The sequence below is a fragment of the Escherichia sp. WS568 genome, assembly GCF_046486085.1.
Taxonomy (GTDB): Bacteria; Pseudomonadota; Gammaproteobacteria; order Enterobacterales; family Enterobacteriaceae; genus Escherichia; species Escherichia coli.
Genome location: NZ_JBJQMC010000009.1, coordinates 15648 through 34506, shown reverse-complemented (window position 1 = coordinate 34506; position 18859 = coordinate 15648). Strand labels below are relative to the sequence as shown.

Genomic DNA, 18859 nt, shown 5'->3' with positions numbered 1-18859 from the left:
AGTTAAGTGTCGCCAGAAAGCGACACGGTAAACCACCCATTGTCGTGATTTACAGACACAAAAAAGCTCCCGAAGTTGGGAGCTTATAATAGCGGTTGGTGCTTAATGCCGGATGCGGCGTGAATGCCTCATCCGGGCTGCAAAAACAATGAGTTTGACGGCTTACCCCAACTGCTTACGTGCATTGCGGAAAATGCGCATCCATGGGCCATCCTCGCCCCAGTTTTCCGGATGCCAGGAGTTGCTGACAGTACGGAAAACACGTTCCGGGTGCGGCATCATAATAGTGACTCGACCACTTTCAGTCGTGACCGCCGTAATACCATTCGGAGAACCGTTCGGGTTAGCCGGGTAGGTTTCAGTGACTTTGCCGAAGTTATCGACATAGCGCAGTGCCACCAGCCCTTTACTTTCCAGCGCCGCCAGATGCGCCGCATCACGCACTTCCACGCGCCCTTCACCATGAGAGACAGCAATCGGCATTTGCGAGCCCACCATCTCCTGCAACAGCAGAGACGGGCTTTGGGTTACTTCAACCAGGCTGAAACGCGCTTCAAAGCGATCGGAGGTATTGCGCACAAAACGTGGCCACAACTCACTGCCTGGGATCAGTTCGCGCAGATTAGACATCATCTGGCAACCGTTACATACCCCCAGCGCCAGCGTTTGCGGACGGTGGAAGAAGGTTGCAAACTCATCGCGTACACGGTCATTGAACAGGATAGACTTCGCCCAACCTTCACCGGCACCCAGTACATCACCGTAGGAGAAACCACCGCACGCGACCAGGGCGTGGAAATCCTCCAGTCCCGTGCGTCCAGCCAGCAGGTCGCTCATATGCACATCGATTGCATCGAAGCCTGCACGGTGGAAAGCTGCCGCCATTTCAACATGCGAGTTCACACCCTGCTCACGCAGCACGGCAACTTTCGGACGCGCACCGGTGGCAATATACGGTGCTGCCACATCTTCGTTGATATCAAACGACAGTTTCACATTCAGGCCCGGATCGGCGTCGTTAGATTTCGCCTGATGTTCCTGATCGGCACACTCCGGGTTGTCACGCAGGCGCTGCATCTGCCAGGTAGTTTCTGCCCACCAGACACGCAACGTAGTGCGGCTTTCGCTGAATACAGTCTGCCCGTTGGCGGTAATCACAAAACGGTCACCGGAAACCGCCTGCCCTACATAATGGACGCAATCCGCAAGTCCATGCTGTGCCAGTACGGACTCGACCGCTTCACGGTCAGCGGCACGAACCTGAATCACCGCACCCAGTTCTTCGTTAAACAACGCAGCCAGGCGATCGTCACCCAGAGAGGCGATATCTGCGTCAATGCCACAATGACCAGCAAACGCCATTTCCGCCAGCGTTACCAGCAGGCCGCCATCCGAGCGGTCGTGGTACGCGAGCAGCTTACGCTGTGCAACCAGCGCCTGAATCGCGTCATAGAAGCCTTTCAGTTGGGCAACGTCGCGTACATCTGCCGGTTTGTCGCCAAGCTGACGATAAACCTGCGCCAGCGCCGTTGCGCCCAGCGCGTTATTGCCTTTGCCCAGATCAATCAGCAGTAATGCGTTATCTTCGGTAGAAAGCTGCGGCGTGATGGTGTGACGCACATCTTCCACACGGGCAAATGCAGAAATCACCAGCGACAGCGGCGACGTCATTTCGCGCTCTTCGTTACCTTCCTGCCAGCGGGTTTTCATCGACATAGAGTCTTTACCCACCGGGATCGTCAGGCCCAGCGCCGGACAAAGTTCTTCGCCCACAGCTTTAACGGCTTCATACAGGCCCGCATCTTCACCAGGGTGGCCTGCCGCCGCCATCCAGTTGGCGGAAAGTTTAATGCGTTTGATATCGCCAATCTGTGTTGCGGCAATATTGGTTAACGCTTCACCGACCGCCAGACGGGCAGAGGCGGCGAAATCCAGCAGCGCAACCGGCGCACGCTCGCCAATCGCCATCGCTTCGCCGTAGTAGCTATCGAGGCTGGCGGAAGTGACCGCGCAGTTAGCGACCGGCACCTGCCACGGACCCACCATCTGATCGCGCGCTACCATGCCGGTTACGCTGCGGTCACCAATGGTCACCAGGAAAGTTTTCTCCGCCACGGTCGGCAGGTGCAGCACGCGTTTCACCGCGTCAGCAATGGTAATCCCTTCACGAACCAGCGCATCACCCTTCGCTTTCAGCGTTTGTACTTCGCGGGTCATCTTCGGCGTTTTACCAAGCAGTACGTCCAGCGGCAGATCGATGGGTTGATTATCAAAATGACGATCGTGCAGAGAAAGATGTAATTCTTCGGTGGCCTCGCCAATCACCGCGTAGGGTGCTCGTTCACGCTTACACAGTTCGTCAAACAGCGGTAACTGATCGGCAGCAACCGCCAGCACGTAGCGTTCCTGGGATTCGTTACACCAGATCTCCAGCGGGCTCATGCCTGGCTCGTCGCTCAGGATATCGCGCAGTTCAAATTTACCGCCGCGCCCGCCGTCGCTCACCAGTTCCGGCATGGCGTTAGAAAGACCGCCTGCGCCAACGTCGTGGATAAACAGGATTGGGTTGGCATCACCAAGCTGCCAGCAACGGTCGATCACTTCCTGGCAGCGACGCTCCATCTCCGGGTTGTCGCGCTGTACGGAAGCAAAGTCGAGGTCCGCATCAGACTGACCAGATGCCATAGAAGACGCCGCGCCGCCGCCAAGACCGATGTTCATTGCCGGGCCGCCGAGAACGACCAGCTTCGCACCAACGTTGATCTCGCCTTTTTGTACGTGATCGGCGCGAATGTTGCCGATCCCACCCGCCAGCATGATCGGTTTGTGATAACCGCGCAGCTCTTCGCCATTGTGGCTGTTCACTTTTTCTTCATAGGTACGGAAGTAGCCGTTCAGTGCCGGACGACCAAATTCGTTGTTAAATGCCGCGCCGCCCAGCGGACCTTCTGTCATGATGTCCAGCGCGGTGACAATGCGCTCAGGCTTACCGAAATCTTCTTCCCACGGTTGTTCAAAGCCAGGAATACGCAGGTTGGATACGGAGAAACCGACCAGGCCAGCTTTCGGCTTCGCGCCGCGGCCGGTGGCACCTTCATCGCGGATTTCACCGCCGGAACCGGTCGCCGCGCCCGGCCACGGAGAAATCGCCGTCGGGTGGTTGTGGGTTTCAACTTTCATCAGAATATGCGCCGGTTCCTGATGGAAATCGTAGCGGCCCGTTTCGTGGTCGGCAAAGTAGCGACCCACTTCAGAACCTTCCATTACGGCGGCGTTATCTTTATAAGCAGAGAGAACGTGGTCTGGCGTGGTTTCGAAGGTGTTTTTGATCATCTTGAACAGCGATTTCGGCTGCTGTTCACCGTCGATAATCCAGTCGGCGTTAAAAATTTTGTGACGGCAGTGCTCGGAGTTCGCCTGCGCGAACATATACAGCTCGATGTCGTTCGGGTTACGACCAAGCTTTGTGAACGCATCCTGCAGATAGTCAATCTCATCTTCCGCCAGCGCCAGACCAAGACGCAGGTTAGCGTCGATTAGCGCCTGACGGCCCTGCCCCAGCAAATCAATGCTGGTGACCGGGGTTGGCTGATGATGAGCAAACAACTGCTCTGCATCATCTAAAGCAAAAAAGACCGTTTCCATCATGCGGTCGTGCAGTTCAGCGGTCACCTGCTGCCATTGTTCATTGGTCAGCGTACCGGCTTCTATATAGTAAGCCACGCCGCGCTCAAGGCGGTTTACCTGTTGTAGACCGCAATTATGGGCGATATCGGTCGCTTTCGAAGACCAGGGAGAGATGGTGCCAGGACGCGGGGTCACCAGCAGGAGTTTGCCTTGCGGGGCGTGGCTGGCGAGTGCCGGGCCATATTTCAGCAGGCGTTCAAGTTGTGCGTGCTCATCATCGTTTAACGGCGCATTGAGGTCAGCAAAATGGACATACTCGGCGTAAATAGTGTGAACCGGGAGCCTGGCAGCCTGAAAACGTGCCAGCAGTTTGTTGATTCGGAATGCCGACAATGCAGGCGAACCACGCAGAATTTCCATCATAAGTCTCTCGTCTTCTAAGCTTTCGGTGTACCCAAGGGGGGGGGGAAACGGGCGTCATTATAAAGAATCTGATGCGCTGACGAAACCGTTTGCGTGGAAATAAAATCACCATCGTGAATTAGCAACGCGTGCCGCCAATGGCTGTAATAAGTTGCCAACTGGCGCAGGTTTACGCAAAATGCCGCTCATTTATGAGTAAACCTTTCACTATTATTACGTTTTTTCAAGCTGGGACGCGCACGACACAGAGAATTAACTAATTGAAAAAATTAAAGATTAATTATCTGTTCATCGGCATTCTGGCACTGCTGCTCGCGGTCGCTCTCTGGCCATCCATTCCCTGGTTTGGTAAAGCCGACAACCGTATCGCCGCCATTCAAGCGCGGGGAGAGTTGCGTGTGAGCACCATTAATACTCCCCTGACGTATAACGAAATCAACGGGAAACCTTTTGGCCTGGATTACGAACTGGCGAAACAGTTTGCCGATTACCTCGGCGTAAAACTGAAAGTGACCGTGCGGCAGAATATCAGCCAGCTGTTTGACGACCTCGATAATGGTAACGCCGACCTGCTGGCGGCAGGCCTGGTCTATAACAGTGAGCGTGTAAAAAATTATCAGCCTGGCCCTACCTATTATTCCGTGTCACAACAACTGGTTTATAAAGTGGGTCAGTATCGCCCACGTACACTGGGCAACCTGACGGCGGAGCAACTCACCGTTGCACCGGGTCATGTGGTGGTTAACGATCTCCAGACCCTGAAAGAAACAAAATTCCCGGAATTAAGCTGGAAGGTTGACGACAAAAAAGGCTCTGCGGAATTAATGGAAGATGTCATCGAAGGAAAACTCGATTACACCATTGCTGATTCTGTTGCCATTAGCCTGTTTCAGCGCGTTCATCCGGAACTCGCCGTAGCGCTCGATATCACCGATGAACAACCGGTGACCTGGTTTAGCCCGTTAGATGGCGATAATACCCTTTCCGCCGCTCTGCTCGATTTCTTCAATGAGATGAATGAAGACGGTACGCTGGCACGCATTGAAGAGAAATACCTGGGGCATGGCGATGATTTTGATTACGTCGATACGCGCACATTTTTACGCGCCGTCGATGCGGTACTGCCGCAGTTAAAGCCCCTGTTTGAGAAATACGCCGAAGAAATTGACTGGCGTTTGCTGGCCGCTATTGCTTATCAGGAATCGCACTGGGATGCTCAGGCCACTTCACCGACGGGTGTGCGCGGCATGATGATGTTAACCAAAAACACCGCGCAAAGCCTCGGCATTACGGATCGTACCGATGCCGAACAGAGCATCAGCGGCGGCGTGCGTTATTTGCAGGATATGATGAGTAAAGTGCCGGAAAGTGTGCCGGAGAACGAACGGATTTGGTTTGCCCTCGCCGCGTACAATATGGGCTATGCGCATATGCTGGATGCCCGCGCTCTGACGGCAAAAACCAAAGGGAATCCTGACAGTTGGGCTGACGTAAAACAGCGTCTGCCTTTACTTAGCCAGAAACCCTATTACAGCAAGCTGACTTACGGCTACGCTCGTGGGCATGAAGCCTACGCTTATGTCGAAAATATTCGTAAGTATCAGATTAGCCTGGTGGGTTATCTGCAAGAGAAAGAGAAGCAGGCTACAGAAGCGGCGATGCAACTGGCGCAGGATTATCCGGCGGTATCGCCTACGGAGTTGGGCAAAGAGAAATTTCCTTTTCTCTCGTTTCTTTCCCAGTCGTCATCAAACTATTTGACCCACTCTCCCTCTCTGCTGTTTTCCAGGAAAGGGAGTGAAGAGAAACAAAATTAATCCGTCGAGGATTGCGCTTTTTTCTGCGCTTTAATTTCCTGGCGGCGCATGCGAAAGAAGTCACTGAGCAACGCCGCGCACTCATCCGCCAGTATTCCTTCGGTAATTTCCACTCGGTGATTCATACCCGGATGATGCAGCACATCCATTAAAGATCCCGCAGCGCCAGTTTTCGCGTCACGCGCACCAAAGACCACGCGACCAATGCGACTGTGGATCATCGCTCCGGCACACATTACACAGGGTTCAAGCGTGACATACAACGTGGCGTCGATCAGTCGATAATTTTGCATCACCAGACCGCCCTGCCGCAGGGCCATGATTTCTGCATGTGCGGTGGGATCATGTCGACCAATCGGACGGTTCCAGCCTTCGCCAATAACACGATTGTTATGCACTAATACCGCGCCGACCGGCACTTCCCGCTCATCCCAGGCACGCTTTGCCAGCGTCAGCGCGTGACGCATCCAGTATTCGTGGCTAAATTCGACTTCAGACAAAAAGAAAACTCCGGTTATAAAAGCGCGGCGCATTATACACGGACGCTATGCTTTACTCTATTCCAGTTGCTGGAGTTCACCGCGCGGGGTTACTCGCCAACGATGCTGACAGAAATAAAGCAGCGGGTTGTCCTGATTACTGTCGCTATAGCCACTGTACAGCCGCAGCGGCGTGCCGATTTTGCGCTCCAGTTGCGCGACCTTCTCATGCCCGAGGCAACGCATCGTCAATACCCAACCACCATAGCCACGCTGAATCTGACTGGCGATAAGATTAACCCGCGGCAACCAGGGCGTATCGAAATAAACCGCTTCAACCAGCGGCTGCGGAGAGCCGGTAATCAACCAGATATCAGCATCGGAACTTAACAGGTAGGTGGTTAATCGCTCCTGAACCAGCGGAAAGGCGGTAACATTGTCACGAAACCAGCGTACGAAATCGGCCTGCAACGCCTGCAAACGCGCTTCATTGTGACCAAAAGTGCATCCCCACAGAAGCAGACTCATCGGCCAGCGTGCCGCACGGCCTTTTATCAATAACGCAATGGCTATGATCGGCAACAACGGCAGGACAAGCAACGCATTCAGCGGTTGGCGACGCAGTAAATAACGCAAAAAACTGCCGAACATATCCTGCTGATGCAATGTTCCATCTAAGTCAAAAAACACCACACGACGCTCGTGAGTTGCCAAACCATACTCCTCTGGACTGAAACATCCTGATTAATTTTCGCTACTACATAGCCTAACAGATAGATCATCACTTTTCCGGCAACAATCGACCGCATCATGGCTAACTGGAATTTTTAATTCATGGCAATTAGCGGCAATGGAATATAAAATTCACTCGCGTTTGTCTCATATTGCCTGTTGTCGCCACTATTTCATCGCGAGGAAAGATATGAACGGCTTACTTCGTATCCGTCAGCGTTACCAGGGGCTTGCCCAGAGTGATAAAAAACTGGCGGATTATCTGCTGCTACAACCTGATACGGCGCGCCATTTAAGCTCTCAGCAACTGGCCAACGAAGCCGGAGTCAGTCAGTCCAGCGTCGTGAAGTTCGCGCAAAAACTCGGCTATAAAGGTTTTCCGGCACTTAAGTTGGCGTTGAGTGAAGCGCTGGCAAGCCAGCCGGAATCTCCCTCCGTGCCCATTCATAACCAAATCCGCGGTGATGATCCGTTACGGCTGGTCGGCGAAAAACTGATTAAAGAAAATACTGCCGCCATGTACGCAACGCTAAACGTTAATAGTGAAGAGAAACTGCATGAATGCGTAACAATGTTGCGCTCTGCGCGGCGGATAATTCTGACCGGTATTGGCGCTTCGGGTCTGGTGGCGCAAAACTTTGCCTGGAAGCTGATGAAGATTGGCTTCAATGCTGCCGCAGTGCGCGATATGCATGCGCTACTCGCTACAGTACAGGCGTCGTCCCCTGACGATCTGTTATTAGCCATTTCCTACACCGGTGTACGACGCGAGTTAAACCTGGCGGCAGATGAGATGCTGCGAGTGGGCGGAAAAGTGCTGGCGATTACCGGCTTTACTCCCAATGCCCTGCAACAGCATGCTTCTCATTGCCTGTATACCATTGCCGAAGAACAAGCGACAAACAGTGCTTCAATCTCTGCTTGTCACGCGCAGGGAATGTTAACGGATTTGCTGTTCATTGCGCTGATTCAGCAGGATCTGGAACTGGCACCAGAACGTATTCGTCATAGTGAAGCGCTGGTGAAAAAACTGGTCTGAGTAAAGAATGCGCGTATAATGCCCGCCCGGTTTGTGTTGTTTTGAGAGTTTCCTTATGGCGCTGTTAATCACTAAAAAATGCATCAATTGTGATATGTGTGAACCCGAATGCCCGAATGAGGCGATTTCAATGGGCGATCATATCTACGAGATTAACAGCGATAAGTGTACCGAGTGCGTAGGGCACTACGAGACACCAACCTGCCAGAAGGTGTGCCCGATCCCCAATACTATTGTGAAAGATCCGCAACATGTAGAGACGGAAGAACAGTTGTGGGATAAATTTGTGCTGATGCACCACGCGGATAAAATTTAATATTCTGCTCTGGAAGTAGAGTGTTAATTATTTTATAGAGAAACCTTAACGCTATTATATTTATTTAAATGATGAAATTAGCATAATCATTCACTAAGTAAATTTATATAGTATCTGCCCAGACACTTATTTATAGTTATTAAAGGCGCGTCCGATTGGTTCACCGGACGCACCTTAAGTACGTTTCCTTGTGTTATAAGAACAAAAGGAGCAGCTGTAAAACAGCAATGATGATTTTGATAACCCGTTTAATCAGGTATCGGCAATCAGTCATTCGTTTTTCCTTAAACAAGGAATGCAGCCGTTCAGATTAGCCCTTACATCACCCCAAAACTGAACGTGCGAGTTATTGGAATCGAGTGCTGCACTCCACACCAGAGCTTTGACGACACCACTCGTTTCAATGGGGGAATTCAGTGGCATGGTGTAAAGCACAGCAAAATTGCCAATAACGAAACCGATTTTAATGTACTTATCAAAAAGCGGTCACGTTAATCTTTTCATCAATGTCGATTTCTTCGTAAAGGCTCGCGTTTTTTATGTCAGAGATTGCAAGTTGCTTGTACAGGTCAACTAAATTGATCCATAATCATTTCCGTTGGAATCGTGTGCTGCACAAAATTAAAGTTGTAAAGTAAAACCCCCGTTCCTTACCAGTTCGGGGGTTTTACTTTATAAAGAGAACGGTATTTTTTTAACTTTCAATAATTACCGTGGCACAAGCATAGTGGCGTTCATCTGCCAGCGTTACATGCATATTTACAACGCCGAGCTTTTCCGCCAGTTTTAATGCCTCACCCCATAGCCGTAGCCGTGGTTTGCCGAGCTCATCATTGAATACTTCAAATTGATTAAACGCCAGACCATTGCGGATCCCGGTGCCAAACGCTTTTGCCGCCGCTTCTTTCACAGCAAAACGCTTCGCCAGAAAACGCACCGGCTGGTGGTGCGTTTTCCAGATTGCCCATTCGTTATCGCTTAATACGCGGCGTGCCAGGCGCTCACCGGATCGGGCGATCACCGATTCAATGCGAGCGATCTCCACAATATCCGTACCTAAACCTAATATTGCCATTAGCCACGCGCTTCCAGCATCAAACGCTTCATTTCTGCCACCGCATCTTTCAGTCCAGTCATCACTGCACGACCAATAATGGCATGACCGATATTCAGTTCATGCATCTCAGGGATGGCGGCAATGGCTTTCACGTTGTGATAGGTCAGACCGTGACCAGCGTTAACTTTCAGACCGAGACTAGCGGCAAAGGTCGCGGCTTTGGCGATACGCGCCAGCTCTTGCGCCTGTTCGGCGTCAGTTTTGGCATCAGCATAGCAACCTGTGTGGATCTCGATAAACGGTGCGCCAACCTCTGCCGCAGCTTTGATCTGCTCTTCATCGGCGTCGATAAACAGAGAAACCTGGATCCCGGCCTCCGCCAGACGTTTGCAGGCATCGCGCATTTTTTCACGCTGTCCAGCGACGTCCAGGCCGCCTTCGGTTGTTACTTCCTGACGCTTTTCCGGTACCAGACAGCAAAAATGTGGCTTCGTCTCAACGGCGATCGCCAGCATCTCTTCGGTCACCGCCATCTCCAGATTCATGCGGGTATCCAGCGTCTGACGCAGGATGCGCACATCGCGGTCGGTAATGTGGCGGCGATCTTCACGTAAATGCACGGTAATGCCGTCCGCTCCCGCCTGCTCAGCAATAAACGCCGCCTGCACCGGATCTGGGTAAGCAGTACCGCGTGCGTTACGCAGCGTTGCAATATGGTCAATGTTGACGCCTAACAGTAATTCAGCCATGACAATCCTCATCATTCATAATGTGTTTTCACCGTTCGCTTAGGCATAAACTGCCGGAACAGTTCCCTGCTCTTTAATGGTTTACCGCCAAGATACGGCTTAAGCGCCATGCGGGTAAAGCGTTTCGCGGCGCGCAGTGTGTCTGCGTCAGGAAATTCCCGCGCGTTTAACGCTTTTAACTGCCTTCCGGTGAACGTTTTATTGTCGATAACGACGCTTGCGATAAACCCTTTTTCTTCGCGATAACGATACGTCATGGTGTCATCTACCGGCTCGCCGCTACCCGCACAATGAGTAAAATTGACGCCATAGCCCAGATGCCCGAGCAGTGCCAGTTCAAAGCGGCGCAGCGCGGGTTCTGGCGTACCAGTGGCACCTGCAAGTGACTGAATGCAGTGCAAGTAATCGAAAAAGAGTTCAGAGAAGCGCGTCTCGTATTCCAGTACGCGGGAGAGAAGTTCGTTGATGTACAGACCGCTGTAAAGCGTGATACCGCTTAATGGCAGCGCCAGCGAGACAGCTTCAGCACTGCGCAGCGTTTTGACTTCGCCACGCCCGCCAAAACGTAGCAAGAGAGGGGTGAAAGGCTGTAATGCACCTTTCAGAGTAGAGCGTTTAGAGCGTGCGCCTTTGGCAACCAGACGCACGCGACCCGATTCCTCCGTGAAGACGTCCAGCATCAGGCTGGTTTCGCTCCACGGGCGACTATGCAGGACAAATGCGCGCTGCCAGCCTTCCATCGGAGTTACTCTTAAAGATCGTCAACGTAACCGAGACTGCGCAGTGCGCGTTCGTCGTCGGCCCAACCGGATTTCACTTTTACCCACAGCTCAAGGTGAACAGGCGCTTCGAACATTTCCTGCATGTCTTTACGCGCTTCAATCCCGATGGTTTTGATCTTGGCCCCTTTGTTGCCAATGACCATCTTCTTCTGCCCTTCACGCTCAACGAGAATCAAACCGTTGATGTCATAACCGCCGCGCTCGTTAGAGACGAAACGTTCGATCTCCACGGTCACGGAGTACGGCAGTTCAGCGCCGAGGAAACGCATCAGTTTTTCGCGGATGATTTCAGACGCCATAAAACGCTGTGAGCGATCGGTGATGTAATCTTCCGGGAAGTGATGAGTCGCTTCAGGCAGATGCTTACGCACGATTGCCGCGATAGTGTCGACATTCAGCCCGGTTTCGGCAGAGATCGGCACGATATCGAGGAAGTTCATCTGGCTTGCCAGGAACTGTAAGTGTGGCAGCAGATCGGCTTTTTCCTGCACGTTATCCACTTTGTTCACCGCGAGGATTACCGGCGCTTTGCCATCGCGCAGTTTGTTGAGCACCATTTCATCGTCCGGCGTCCAGCGGGTGCCTTCTACGACAAAAATCACCAGCTCAACGTCGCCGATAGAGCTGCTCGCCGCTTTGTTCATCAGGCGGTTAATGGCGCGTTTTTCTTCCATATGCAGGCCAGGGGTATCAACGTAGATCGCCTGATACGCGCCTTCAGTATGGATCCCCACAATGCGGTGACGAGTTGTTTGCGCCTTGCGGGAGGTGATGGAGATCTTCTGCCCCAACAGTTTATTCAACAATGTGGATTTGCCAACGTTCGGACGTCCGACGATAGCAATAAATCCGCAGTAACTTTTATCGATGCTCATTCCAGCTCCAGTTTTTTCAACGCCTGTTCGGCGGCAGCCTGCTCAGCCTTACGACGGCTTGAACCTGTGCCAACCACCGGTTCACTCAGGCCGCTGACCTGGCAGTGGATAGTAAATTCCTGATCGTGCGCTTCGCCACGTACCTGGACGACCAGATAAGTCGGCAGCGGCAGATGGCGACCCTGCAAATATTCTTGCAAGCGCGTTTTCGGATCTTTTTGTTTATCGCCTGGGCTAATTTCGTCCAAACGAGTTTGATACCAGTTGAGGATTAATTTCTCGACGGTTTGAATATCACTGTCGAGGAATACGCCACCAATTAATGCTTCGACGGTGTCGGCGAGAATTGACTCACGACGAAATCCACCGCTTTTAAGTTCACCTGGCCCTAAACGTAAGCACTCGCCTAACTCAAATTCGCGCGCCAGTTCCGCCAGCGTATTGCCACGGACCAGCGTGGCGCGCATCCGGCTCATATCGCCTTCATCCACACGAGGGAAACGGTGATAAAGCGCATTGGCGATAACGTAGCTCAGAATAGAGTCGCCTAAAAATTCTAAACGCTCGTTATGTTTGCTGCTGGCACTACGATGGGTTAATGCCTGCTGCAACAGTTCCTGATGATTAAAAGTGTAGCCCAGCTTCCGTTGAAGCCGATTAATTACGATGGGGTTCATGCGATACCAATAAATAAATGCGTCAACAATTCAGCACACGAAACAGACCTGATATACATGGTTCTGCTAACTGCTTCGCTGCAGTTTCAGTTTACCGGTATATGGGGACCAACGCTGTTTCGTGTGCCGTGGCAACCTGGAGGTGCCAACCTTAAACTTCGGGGGAATATTCTATACACAACGACGGGGGATGTCGTTAGCCACGGGAGATTTATCTCATAAATAATTCACGTTGTCGCCATAACGGCGACAACGTGAACGAAGATGGGCTATTAATGGATGCCGCCAATGCGACTTAAGCGCACACCTGTCGGCCATTCGCCTTCTTGCTTATCGAAACTCATCCAGATAGCCGTTGCCCGACCGACCAGATTCGCTTCCGGCACAAAGCCCCAGTAACGGCTGTCCGCGCTGTTGTCGCGGTTGTCACCCATCATGAAGTATTGTCCCGGCGGAACAATCCAGGTTGCCAGTTGTTGCCCTGGCTGCTGGTAATACATCCCCACCTGGTCCTGCGCAATCGGCACTGTCAGAATGCGGTGCGTCACATCACCCAGTGTCTCTTTACGCTCGGAAAGACGAATTCCATTTTCTTTGGTTTCGTTTTTCGGCACTTCAAAGAATCCGCTGGTCGCTTCCCCACCATTACGGCGTGAGAAGGTCTGAACGAAATCGCTCGGTTCCACGTTGGAGTAGGTGACCGGCAGCGCGTTTTCACATGCCTGGCCGGAACTGCATCCCGGTTGAATCGTCAGCTCTTTCGAGACCGGATCATAAGTGACTTTATCGCCCGGTAAACCCACCGCGCGCTTGATGTAATCAAGCTTTGGATCTTCCGGATATTTAAAGACCACGATATCGCCGCGTTTCGGATGACCGGTTTCGATCAGCGTTTTCTGGTAGATAGGATCTTTAATGCCATAAGCAAACTTCTCTACCAGAATAAAATCACCGATTAACAGAGTCGGCATCATCGAACCTGACGGGATCTGGAACGGTTCATAAATAAACGAACGCACAATCAATACGATAGCCAGCACCGGAAAAACAGAAGCACCGGTTTCCAGCCAGCCAGGCTTCGGCGCAACCTTTTTCAACGTTGCTTTATCCAGTGAGTCACCGGCAGCCGCCTGCGCCGCTGCCTGACGTTCCCGCCGTTTAGGTGCGAAAAAGAATTTATCCACGCACCATAAAATGCCCGTCACTAGTGTGGCAATCACCAGAATCAGGGCAAACATATTCGCCATGCCAACTCCTAAGGGTTATTTGTTGTCTTTGCCGACGTGCAGAATGGCGAGGAACGCTTCCTGCGGCAGCTCGACGTTACCGATCTGCTTCATGCGTTTCTTACCTTCTTTCTGCTTCTGCAGCAGCTTTTTCTTACGGCTGATATCGCCGCCATAACATTTAGCCAGTACGTTTTTACGCAGCTGTTTCACGGTGGAGCGCGCAATGATGTGCGTACCAATCGCTGCCTGAATGGCGATATCAAACTGCTGGCGTGGGATCAGATCTTTCATCTTCTCCACCAGCTCGCGACCGCGGTTTTGCGAATTATCACGATGGGTGATCAACGCCAGCGCATCAACACGTTCACCGTTGATTAATACGTCTACACGTACCATGTCGGACGCCTGGAAGCGTTTGAAGTTGTAATCCAGAGACGCATAACCACGCGAGGTAGATTTCAGGCGATCGAAGAAGTCGAGCACCACTTCCGCCATCGGGATCTCGTACGTCAGCGCCACCTGATTACCGTGGTAAACCATATTGGTCTGCACGCCGCGTTTTTCTACGCACAGCGTAATAACGTTGCCGAGATATGCCTGCGGCAGCAGCATGTGACACTCTGCAATCGGCTCGCGCAGTTCGTAAATGTTATTTACCGCAGGCAGCTTGGATGGGCTGTCAACGTAGATAACTTCTCTTGACGTGGTTTCAACTTCATACACTACGGTCGGCGCAGTGGTAATCAGATCCAGATCGTATTCACGTTCCAGACGTTCCTGGATGATCTCCATGTGCAGCAGGCCGAGGAAGCCGCAGCGGAAACCAAAGCCCAGCGCGCTGGAGCTTTCCGGCTCATAGAACAGTGAAGCATCGTTCAGGCTGAGTTTGCCCAGCGCGTCACGGAAGGCTTCATAGTCGTCGGAACTTACCGGGAACAGACCGGCGTATACCTGCGGTTTGACTTTCTTAAAGCCAGGCAGCGCCTTTTCTGCCGGATTACGCGCCAACGTTAAGGTATCGCCTACTGGAGCGCCGTGGATATCTTTAATAGCACATACCAGCCAGCCTACTTCGCCACATTTCAGTTCAGTACGGTCAACCTGCTTCGGCGTGAAGATGCCCAGACGGTCGGCGTTATAGGTCTGCCCGGTACTCATGACTTTCACTTTGTCGCCCTTACGCAGGGTGCCGTTTTTAATACGGATAAGTGAAACAACGCCCAGGTAGTTGTCGAACCAGGAGTCGATAATGAGTGCCTGCAACGGGCCTTCCGGATCGCCTTCCGGCGGCGGAATGTCGCGCACCAGACGTTCGAGAACGTCCTGCACGCCAACGCCGGTTTTCGCTGAACAGCGCACCGCGTCGGTGGCATCGATGCCGACGATATCTTCAATTTCTTCCGCCACGCGTTCAGGATCGGCTGCCGGCAGGTCAATCTTGTTCAGTACCGGCACCACTTCGAGATCCATTTCCATGGCGGTGTAGCAGTTTGCCAGGGTTTGCGCTTCTACGCCCTGCCCGGCGTCGACCACCAGCAATGCACCTTCACAGGCAGCCAGCGAACGGGAAACTTCATAGGAGAAGTCTACGTGGCCCGGGGTGTCGATAAAGTTAAGCTGATAGGTTTCGCCGTCAGACGCTTTGTAGTCCAGCGTCACGCTTTGCGCTTTGATGGTAATGCCACGCTCACGCTCAAGATCCATGGAATCGAGAACCTGCGCCTCCATTTCACGGTCAGACAGGCCACCGCAGATCTGGATAATACGGTCAGACAGCGTCGATTTACCGTGGTCAATGTGAGCTATGATCGAAAAGTTACGTATATTCTTCATAAAGTATGATTATTGTGCCTTAATGCCCGGTTAACCAGGCTTTTAGAAGTCGCTGTTCTGAGCTTAACGTCTGTATTAATAGAAACGCCGCATTCTACACTACAACATTGAGGCGAGGAAATGTTCATACCGTATGGATTGGGTATCTGGAAACGTCCTCGCATTTGTTATGCAAAATGCAACAAAGCCAGTGAAATCACTGGCTCGCGTCTTCCGAAGATGTTTCAAATCGCACAAGGCCAGGCGGCAAGGCCACGCTTAAGATGATCGGTTGCCATTCAGACCGGGCAGCAAACTTTCGAGAGCAGCCACGTGCAATCAGGAATCCACCAACGCCACCGAGAATCGCACCGCATAATGCTGCAATATCTGAAGCAAAGAGTAGCTGAAATAGTGAAGCGATGAGGAATAGTCCCACCAACGGCGACATATAAACCAGTAATGCGGAGCTAAGCAGGCTGCCTTCGGCGATTCCTAATTCTACTTTTTGCCCCGGCACTAACGGTTCATCACAGGGTACGACAATGGTATGCGTGGTTTGCGGGCCAAGTTTATTCAACACGCGGCTACCGCAACCGGCGCGTGAAGCGCAGCTGCTGCATGAGGCTTTAACATCACAACTAACCAGCGCCTGCCCGTTTTCCCAGGAGACGACGGTAGCCCACTCTTTGATCATTGCGCTGCCCCGAACTTAATATTCTCGGCAATGCGTTTCGCCGTTTGCGGCGGCAGTTCACCGACAATGGTGATTTCGGCGTTATCACGTACGCTTGTACTGACGGTTCTGCGTCCGGTGCGCAACATCTGATCGGTGCTCGATGGCGTAGCGCGGTTAACGTTTACCGAGAAGCTGAATAATCCGTCGGAATAGAGACGTGATTCAATAGGCATGTTGTCCATCGTCGGTAGCGGACGTCGACTACTGGAAACTTCGCTAAAACCCTGTGGCAACCAGGTTGGCGTCCAGCTGAATTTAGCTTTTTCACCTACAGGAACAGAAAGCAACGGCGGCAAATTTGCCTTCGCCAGCGTCTGCATACTGCTGCTGATATCCTGATTGACATTAAAAGCAATCACGCGAAATTGTTCCAGCGTTTCACCATCGCGATCAAGGAGATCAACCCTCATCGGTAATTTCGATTCGGTGTCCATCCACACGATGTAGCTGTAGCGTGTACCATCTCGGGCAACCACGCGAATAACTTCGCAAAGACGATCAGCAATACGCGTGCGCCCGACGGAGATAAAGTCGTAGTAAGGAGAAAGGCGTTTGAAATCGGTATAGATGAGCGATGGCAGAGAATCAACAATGTAATCGCCATTAAGCGTGAACGGTTCAAGTCCCGGTTCAAAATAGCTGATCTCATTGCCGCGCTGTACCACTTCCCGGCGCGGGCCATCCATTTGCAACAATTGTGCAAGAGGACGGTTATCGAGGCGTGCATGTCGATAACGCAGAGACTCAACACCCTGTTTATTGATGCTGATGAATGACAGCTCGTAATTCAGTGACTGACTGGCCAGGTTCATCTGCTGTAATAACGCCCCGGACGCGGGAGTGGCCGAGGCGTTAGCAGAGAATAACAGGCTACCTGTCACTAATGACATGGCAAACCAAAGTTGCTTCATTACTGCGATTGCGTTCCTAAAGTTTGAATTCCTGGCACCTGTACAGCGGCTTGCTGGGTTTGCGCCTGCTCAAACTGAAGCTGTTCAGAGTGGAGTCGGCGTTGCAGTTCGTAATCCTGCAACATTGCATTAATGCGACGACGCTGCTCCTGTACCTGCTGCTGTTGACCATTGTTTGCGGTCGCTTCAGAAGGTACTCCCAGGCTTACCGGGCTGGCTTTACCCATCATCGGCAGTGTATTAAATACCGGCGTTTCGGGCTGCTGGGACGTTTCAGATTGTCCATTATAGTGCTGGACGCCAACGATAACTGCAAGCGATACGCATGCGGCTACGCCCATTTGGGTAAGCTGTGCCGCCCACGGACGTACTTTCTGCCAGAATGGCATTTTCTGCCATTGATGCGGCGCAGGCTGGGCTTCCGGGATCAATGTCGCCGGTTGACGTACTGGCTCTTCTTCAATGGCGGCCATCACTCGTGAAGAGATATCGAAATGGAGCACCTCGGGAGTATCACCCCGCATTGAGTCACGGATTAAGTGATAGCTTTCCCAGGTTTTCTGCATTTCTGGGTTATGAGCCAGTTCGTTAAGCAGCTCACTATCCAGCGTTTCGCCATCCATTAAAGCGGAAAGTTGTTCTTTCTGCATGCCTAATACCCTTATCCAGTATCCCGCTATCGTCAACGCCTGATAAGCGGTTGAACTTTGTTATCAATAGCTTCCCTCGCTCGGAAGATACGTGAACGCACCGTACCTACCGGACAATCCATGATAGCGGCTATCTCTTCATAGCTCAGGCCATCCAGCTCCCGCAAGGTTATTGCCATGCGTAAATCTTCCGGGAGGGACTCAATAGTTCGGAAAACTATCTGTCTCAGTTCTTCTGACAACATTAAGTTCTCAGGGTTCGAAATTTCTTTCAACGCGCCGCCACTTTCGAAGTTTTCAGCTTCAATGGCATCCACATCACTGGAAGGTGGACGACGCCCCTGAGCAACCAGGTAATTTTTCGCTGTATTTACAGCAATCCGATACAGCCATGTATAAAAAGCGCTATCTCCCCGGAACGAATCCAGCGCACGATAGGCTTTAATAAAAGCTTCTTGTACCACATCGGGAACATCACCCGACGGCACATAGCGGGAAACCAGACTCGCCACTTTATGCTGATAGCGCACTACCAGTAAGTTAAAGGCTTTCTGATCTCCCTTCTGGACCCGTTCAACCAGGACCTGGTCCGTTAACTGCTCGCTCATCCGAGGTAAAGTCTCCCCAAACCAAATTTCCACGCGCTATCGAAACGCCACTCCATTAGCTGCAATTTGAGCAAGCAAAGGGTTAGAGTGTCTCGTTTTTGTAAAGTTCCGTAACGCATCTGTTTTTGTTTGTCATGCTGTAGACGGATCATTATCTATCATTATAAGTCTACAGAATCTGAACATCGCATTATCTGTGTAGAAATGCCCATTTAACTGCCTGAAGAGTAACCCAACGGCCTTTTTATTTCACCACCTAATCCTCCACCAGCCAGTAACTTCTCTTTTTCTCGCCGCCCTGCGTCAGCGTGTTTAGCAACTGTAACAAATATTAAAA

Annotated in this window: 19 protein-coding genes; 3 read left to right on the top strand and 16 right to left on the bottom strand. The window is 51.9% G+C overall.

The window, feature by feature from the left end:
* Positions 1-162 precede the first annotated feature (162 nt).
* Positions 163-4050 carry a phosphoribosylformylglycinamidine synthase gene (gene purL, locus ACJHWR_RS12080; protein WP_012311809.1) on the bottom strand — a complete coding sequence of 1296 codons (3888 nt, stop codon included), beginning with the start codon at positions 4048-4050 and terminating at the stop codon, positions 163-165.
* Between the two features lie 260 nt (positions 4051-4310).
* Between purL and mltF the strand changes: the two genes are divergently transcribed.
* Positions 4311-5867, top strand: coding sequence for a membrane-bound lytic murein transglycosylase MltF (gene mltF, locus ACJHWR_RS12075; protein WP_000734234.1), 1557 nt, complete (start codon positions 4311-4313; stop codon positions 5865-5867).
* Here mltF and tadA read toward each other — a convergent pair.
* Both tadA and yfhb read right to left on the bottom strand, forming a co-directional pair.
* Positions 5864-6367, bottom strand: coding sequence for a tRNA adenosine(34) deaminase TadA (tadA, locus tag ACJHWR_RS12070; protein WP_001297409.1), 504 nt, complete (start codon positions 6365-6367; stop codon positions 5864-5866). The two genes, mltF and tadA, sit on opposite strands and share 4 nt — an antisense overlap.
* Positions 6368-6424: 57 nt before the next feature.
* Entirely contained in the window at positions 6425-7060 is a 636-nt protein-coding gene (gene yfhb / locus ACJHWR_RS12065) for a phosphatidylglycerophosphatase C (protein ID WP_000190644.1), read from the bottom strand.
* 208 nt (positions 7061-7268) lie between these two features.
* Between yfhb and ACJHWR_RS12060 the strand changes: the two genes are divergently transcribed.
* Together ACJHWR_RS12060 and yfhL are read left to right on the top strand one after the other, a co-directional pair.
* Positions 7269-8117: a MurR/RpiR family transcriptional regulator gene (locus tag ACJHWR_RS12060; protein ID WP_410226698.1), complete on the top strand. Its 849-nt coding sequence runs from the start codon at positions 7269-7271 to the stop codon at positions 8115-8117.
* Positions 8118-8172: 55 nt separating this feature from the next.
* The gene (gene yfhL, locus ACJHWR_RS12055; RefSeq protein WP_001196285.1) at positions 8173-8433 is read left to right on the top strand and encodes a 4Fe-4S dicluster ferredoxin YfhL; all 261 of its coding nucleotides are present in this window, start codon (positions 8173-8175) and stop codon (positions 8431-8433) included.
* Positions 8434-8626: 193 nt separating this feature from the next.
* On the opposite strand, the gene shoB is transcribed toward yfhL, so the two are convergent.
* The 13 genes from shoB to rseD form a co-directional block, all read right to left on the bottom strand.
* Positions 8627-8707, bottom strand: coding sequence for a type I toxin-antitoxin system toxin ShoB (gene shoB, locus ACJHWR_RS12050; RefSeq protein WP_000128777.1), 81 nt, complete (start codon positions 8705-8707; stop codon positions 8627-8629).
* Between the two features lie 420 nt (positions 8708-9127).
* Positions 9128-9508, bottom strand: coding sequence for a holo-ACP synthase (acpS, locus tag ACJHWR_RS12045; RefSeq protein WP_000986047.1), 381 nt, complete (start codon positions 9506-9508; stop codon positions 9128-9130).
* Positions 9508-10239: a pyridoxine 5'-phosphate synthase gene (gene pdxJ / locus ACJHWR_RS12040; protein WP_001571773.1), complete on the bottom strand. Its 732-nt coding sequence runs from the start codon at positions 10237-10239 to the stop codon at positions 9508-9510. The genes acpS and pdxJ overlap by 1 nt, the downstream gene beginning before the upstream one ends.
* A gap of 11 nt (positions 10240-10250) precedes the next feature.
* Positions 10251-10979, bottom strand: coding sequence for a DNA repair protein RecO (recO, locus tag ACJHWR_RS12035; protein WP_000399393.1), 729 nt, complete (start codon positions 10977-10979; stop codon positions 10251-10253).
* An 11-nt stretch (positions 10980-10990) separates the two neighbouring features.
* Entirely contained in the window at positions 10991-11896 is a 906-nt protein-coding gene (gene era, locus ACJHWR_RS12030; protein ID WP_000020737.1) for a GTPase Era, read from the bottom strand.
* Complete coding sequence (rnc, locus tag ACJHWR_RS12025; protein WP_001068343.1) at positions 11893-12573, bottom strand: ribonuclease III; 681 nt, start codon at positions 12571-12573, stop codon at positions 11893-11895. The genes era and rnc overlap by 4 nt, the downstream gene beginning before the upstream one ends.
* A 272-nt stretch (positions 12574-12845) precedes the next feature.
* Entirely contained in the window at positions 12846-13820 is a 975-nt protein-coding gene (lepB, locus tag ACJHWR_RS12020) for a signal peptidase I (protein ID WP_000002542.1), read from the bottom strand.
* Positions 13821-13835: 15 nt separating this feature from the next.
* Entirely contained in the window at positions 13836-15635 is a 1800-nt protein-coding gene (lepA, locus tag ACJHWR_RS12015) for a translation elongation factor 4 (protein ID WP_000790168.1), read from the bottom strand.
* 196 nt (positions 15636-15831) lie between these two features.
* Positions 15832-16311 (bottom strand): SoxR-reducing system protein RseC, encoded by a 480-nt coding sequence (gene rseC, locus ACJHWR_RS12010; protein ID WP_000589054.1) that lies wholly within the window; start codon positions 16309-16311, stop codon positions 15832-15834.
* Positions 16308-17264, bottom strand: a complete 957-nt coding sequence (gene rseB / locus ACJHWR_RS12005; RefSeq protein ID WP_000812053.1) for a sigma-E factor regulatory protein RseB — start codon at positions 17262-17264, stop codon at positions 16308-16310. Before rseB ends, rseC begins: the two co-directional genes overlap by 4 nt.
* Complete coding sequence (gene rseA / locus ACJHWR_RS12000; protein WP_001168459.1) at positions 17264-17914, bottom strand: anti-sigma-E factor RseA; 651 nt, start codon at positions 17912-17914, stop codon at positions 17264-17266. The genes rseB and rseA overlap by 1 nt, the downstream gene beginning before the upstream one ends.
* Positions 17915-17946: 32 nt before the next feature.
* Complete coding sequence (gene rpoE, locus ACJHWR_RS11995) at positions 17947-18522, bottom strand: RNA polymerase sigma factor RpoE (RefSeq protein WP_001295364.1); 576 nt, start codon at positions 18520-18522, stop codon at positions 17947-17949.
* Positions 18519-18674 carry a rpoE leader peptide RseD gene (gene rseD / locus ACJHWR_RS11990; RefSeq protein WP_001303621.1) on the bottom strand — a complete coding sequence of 52 codons (156 nt, stop codon included), beginning with the start codon at positions 18672-18674 and terminating at the stop codon, positions 18519-18521. Before rseD ends, rpoE begins: the two co-directional genes overlap by 4 nt.
* Positions 18675-18859 lie beyond the last annotated feature (185 nt).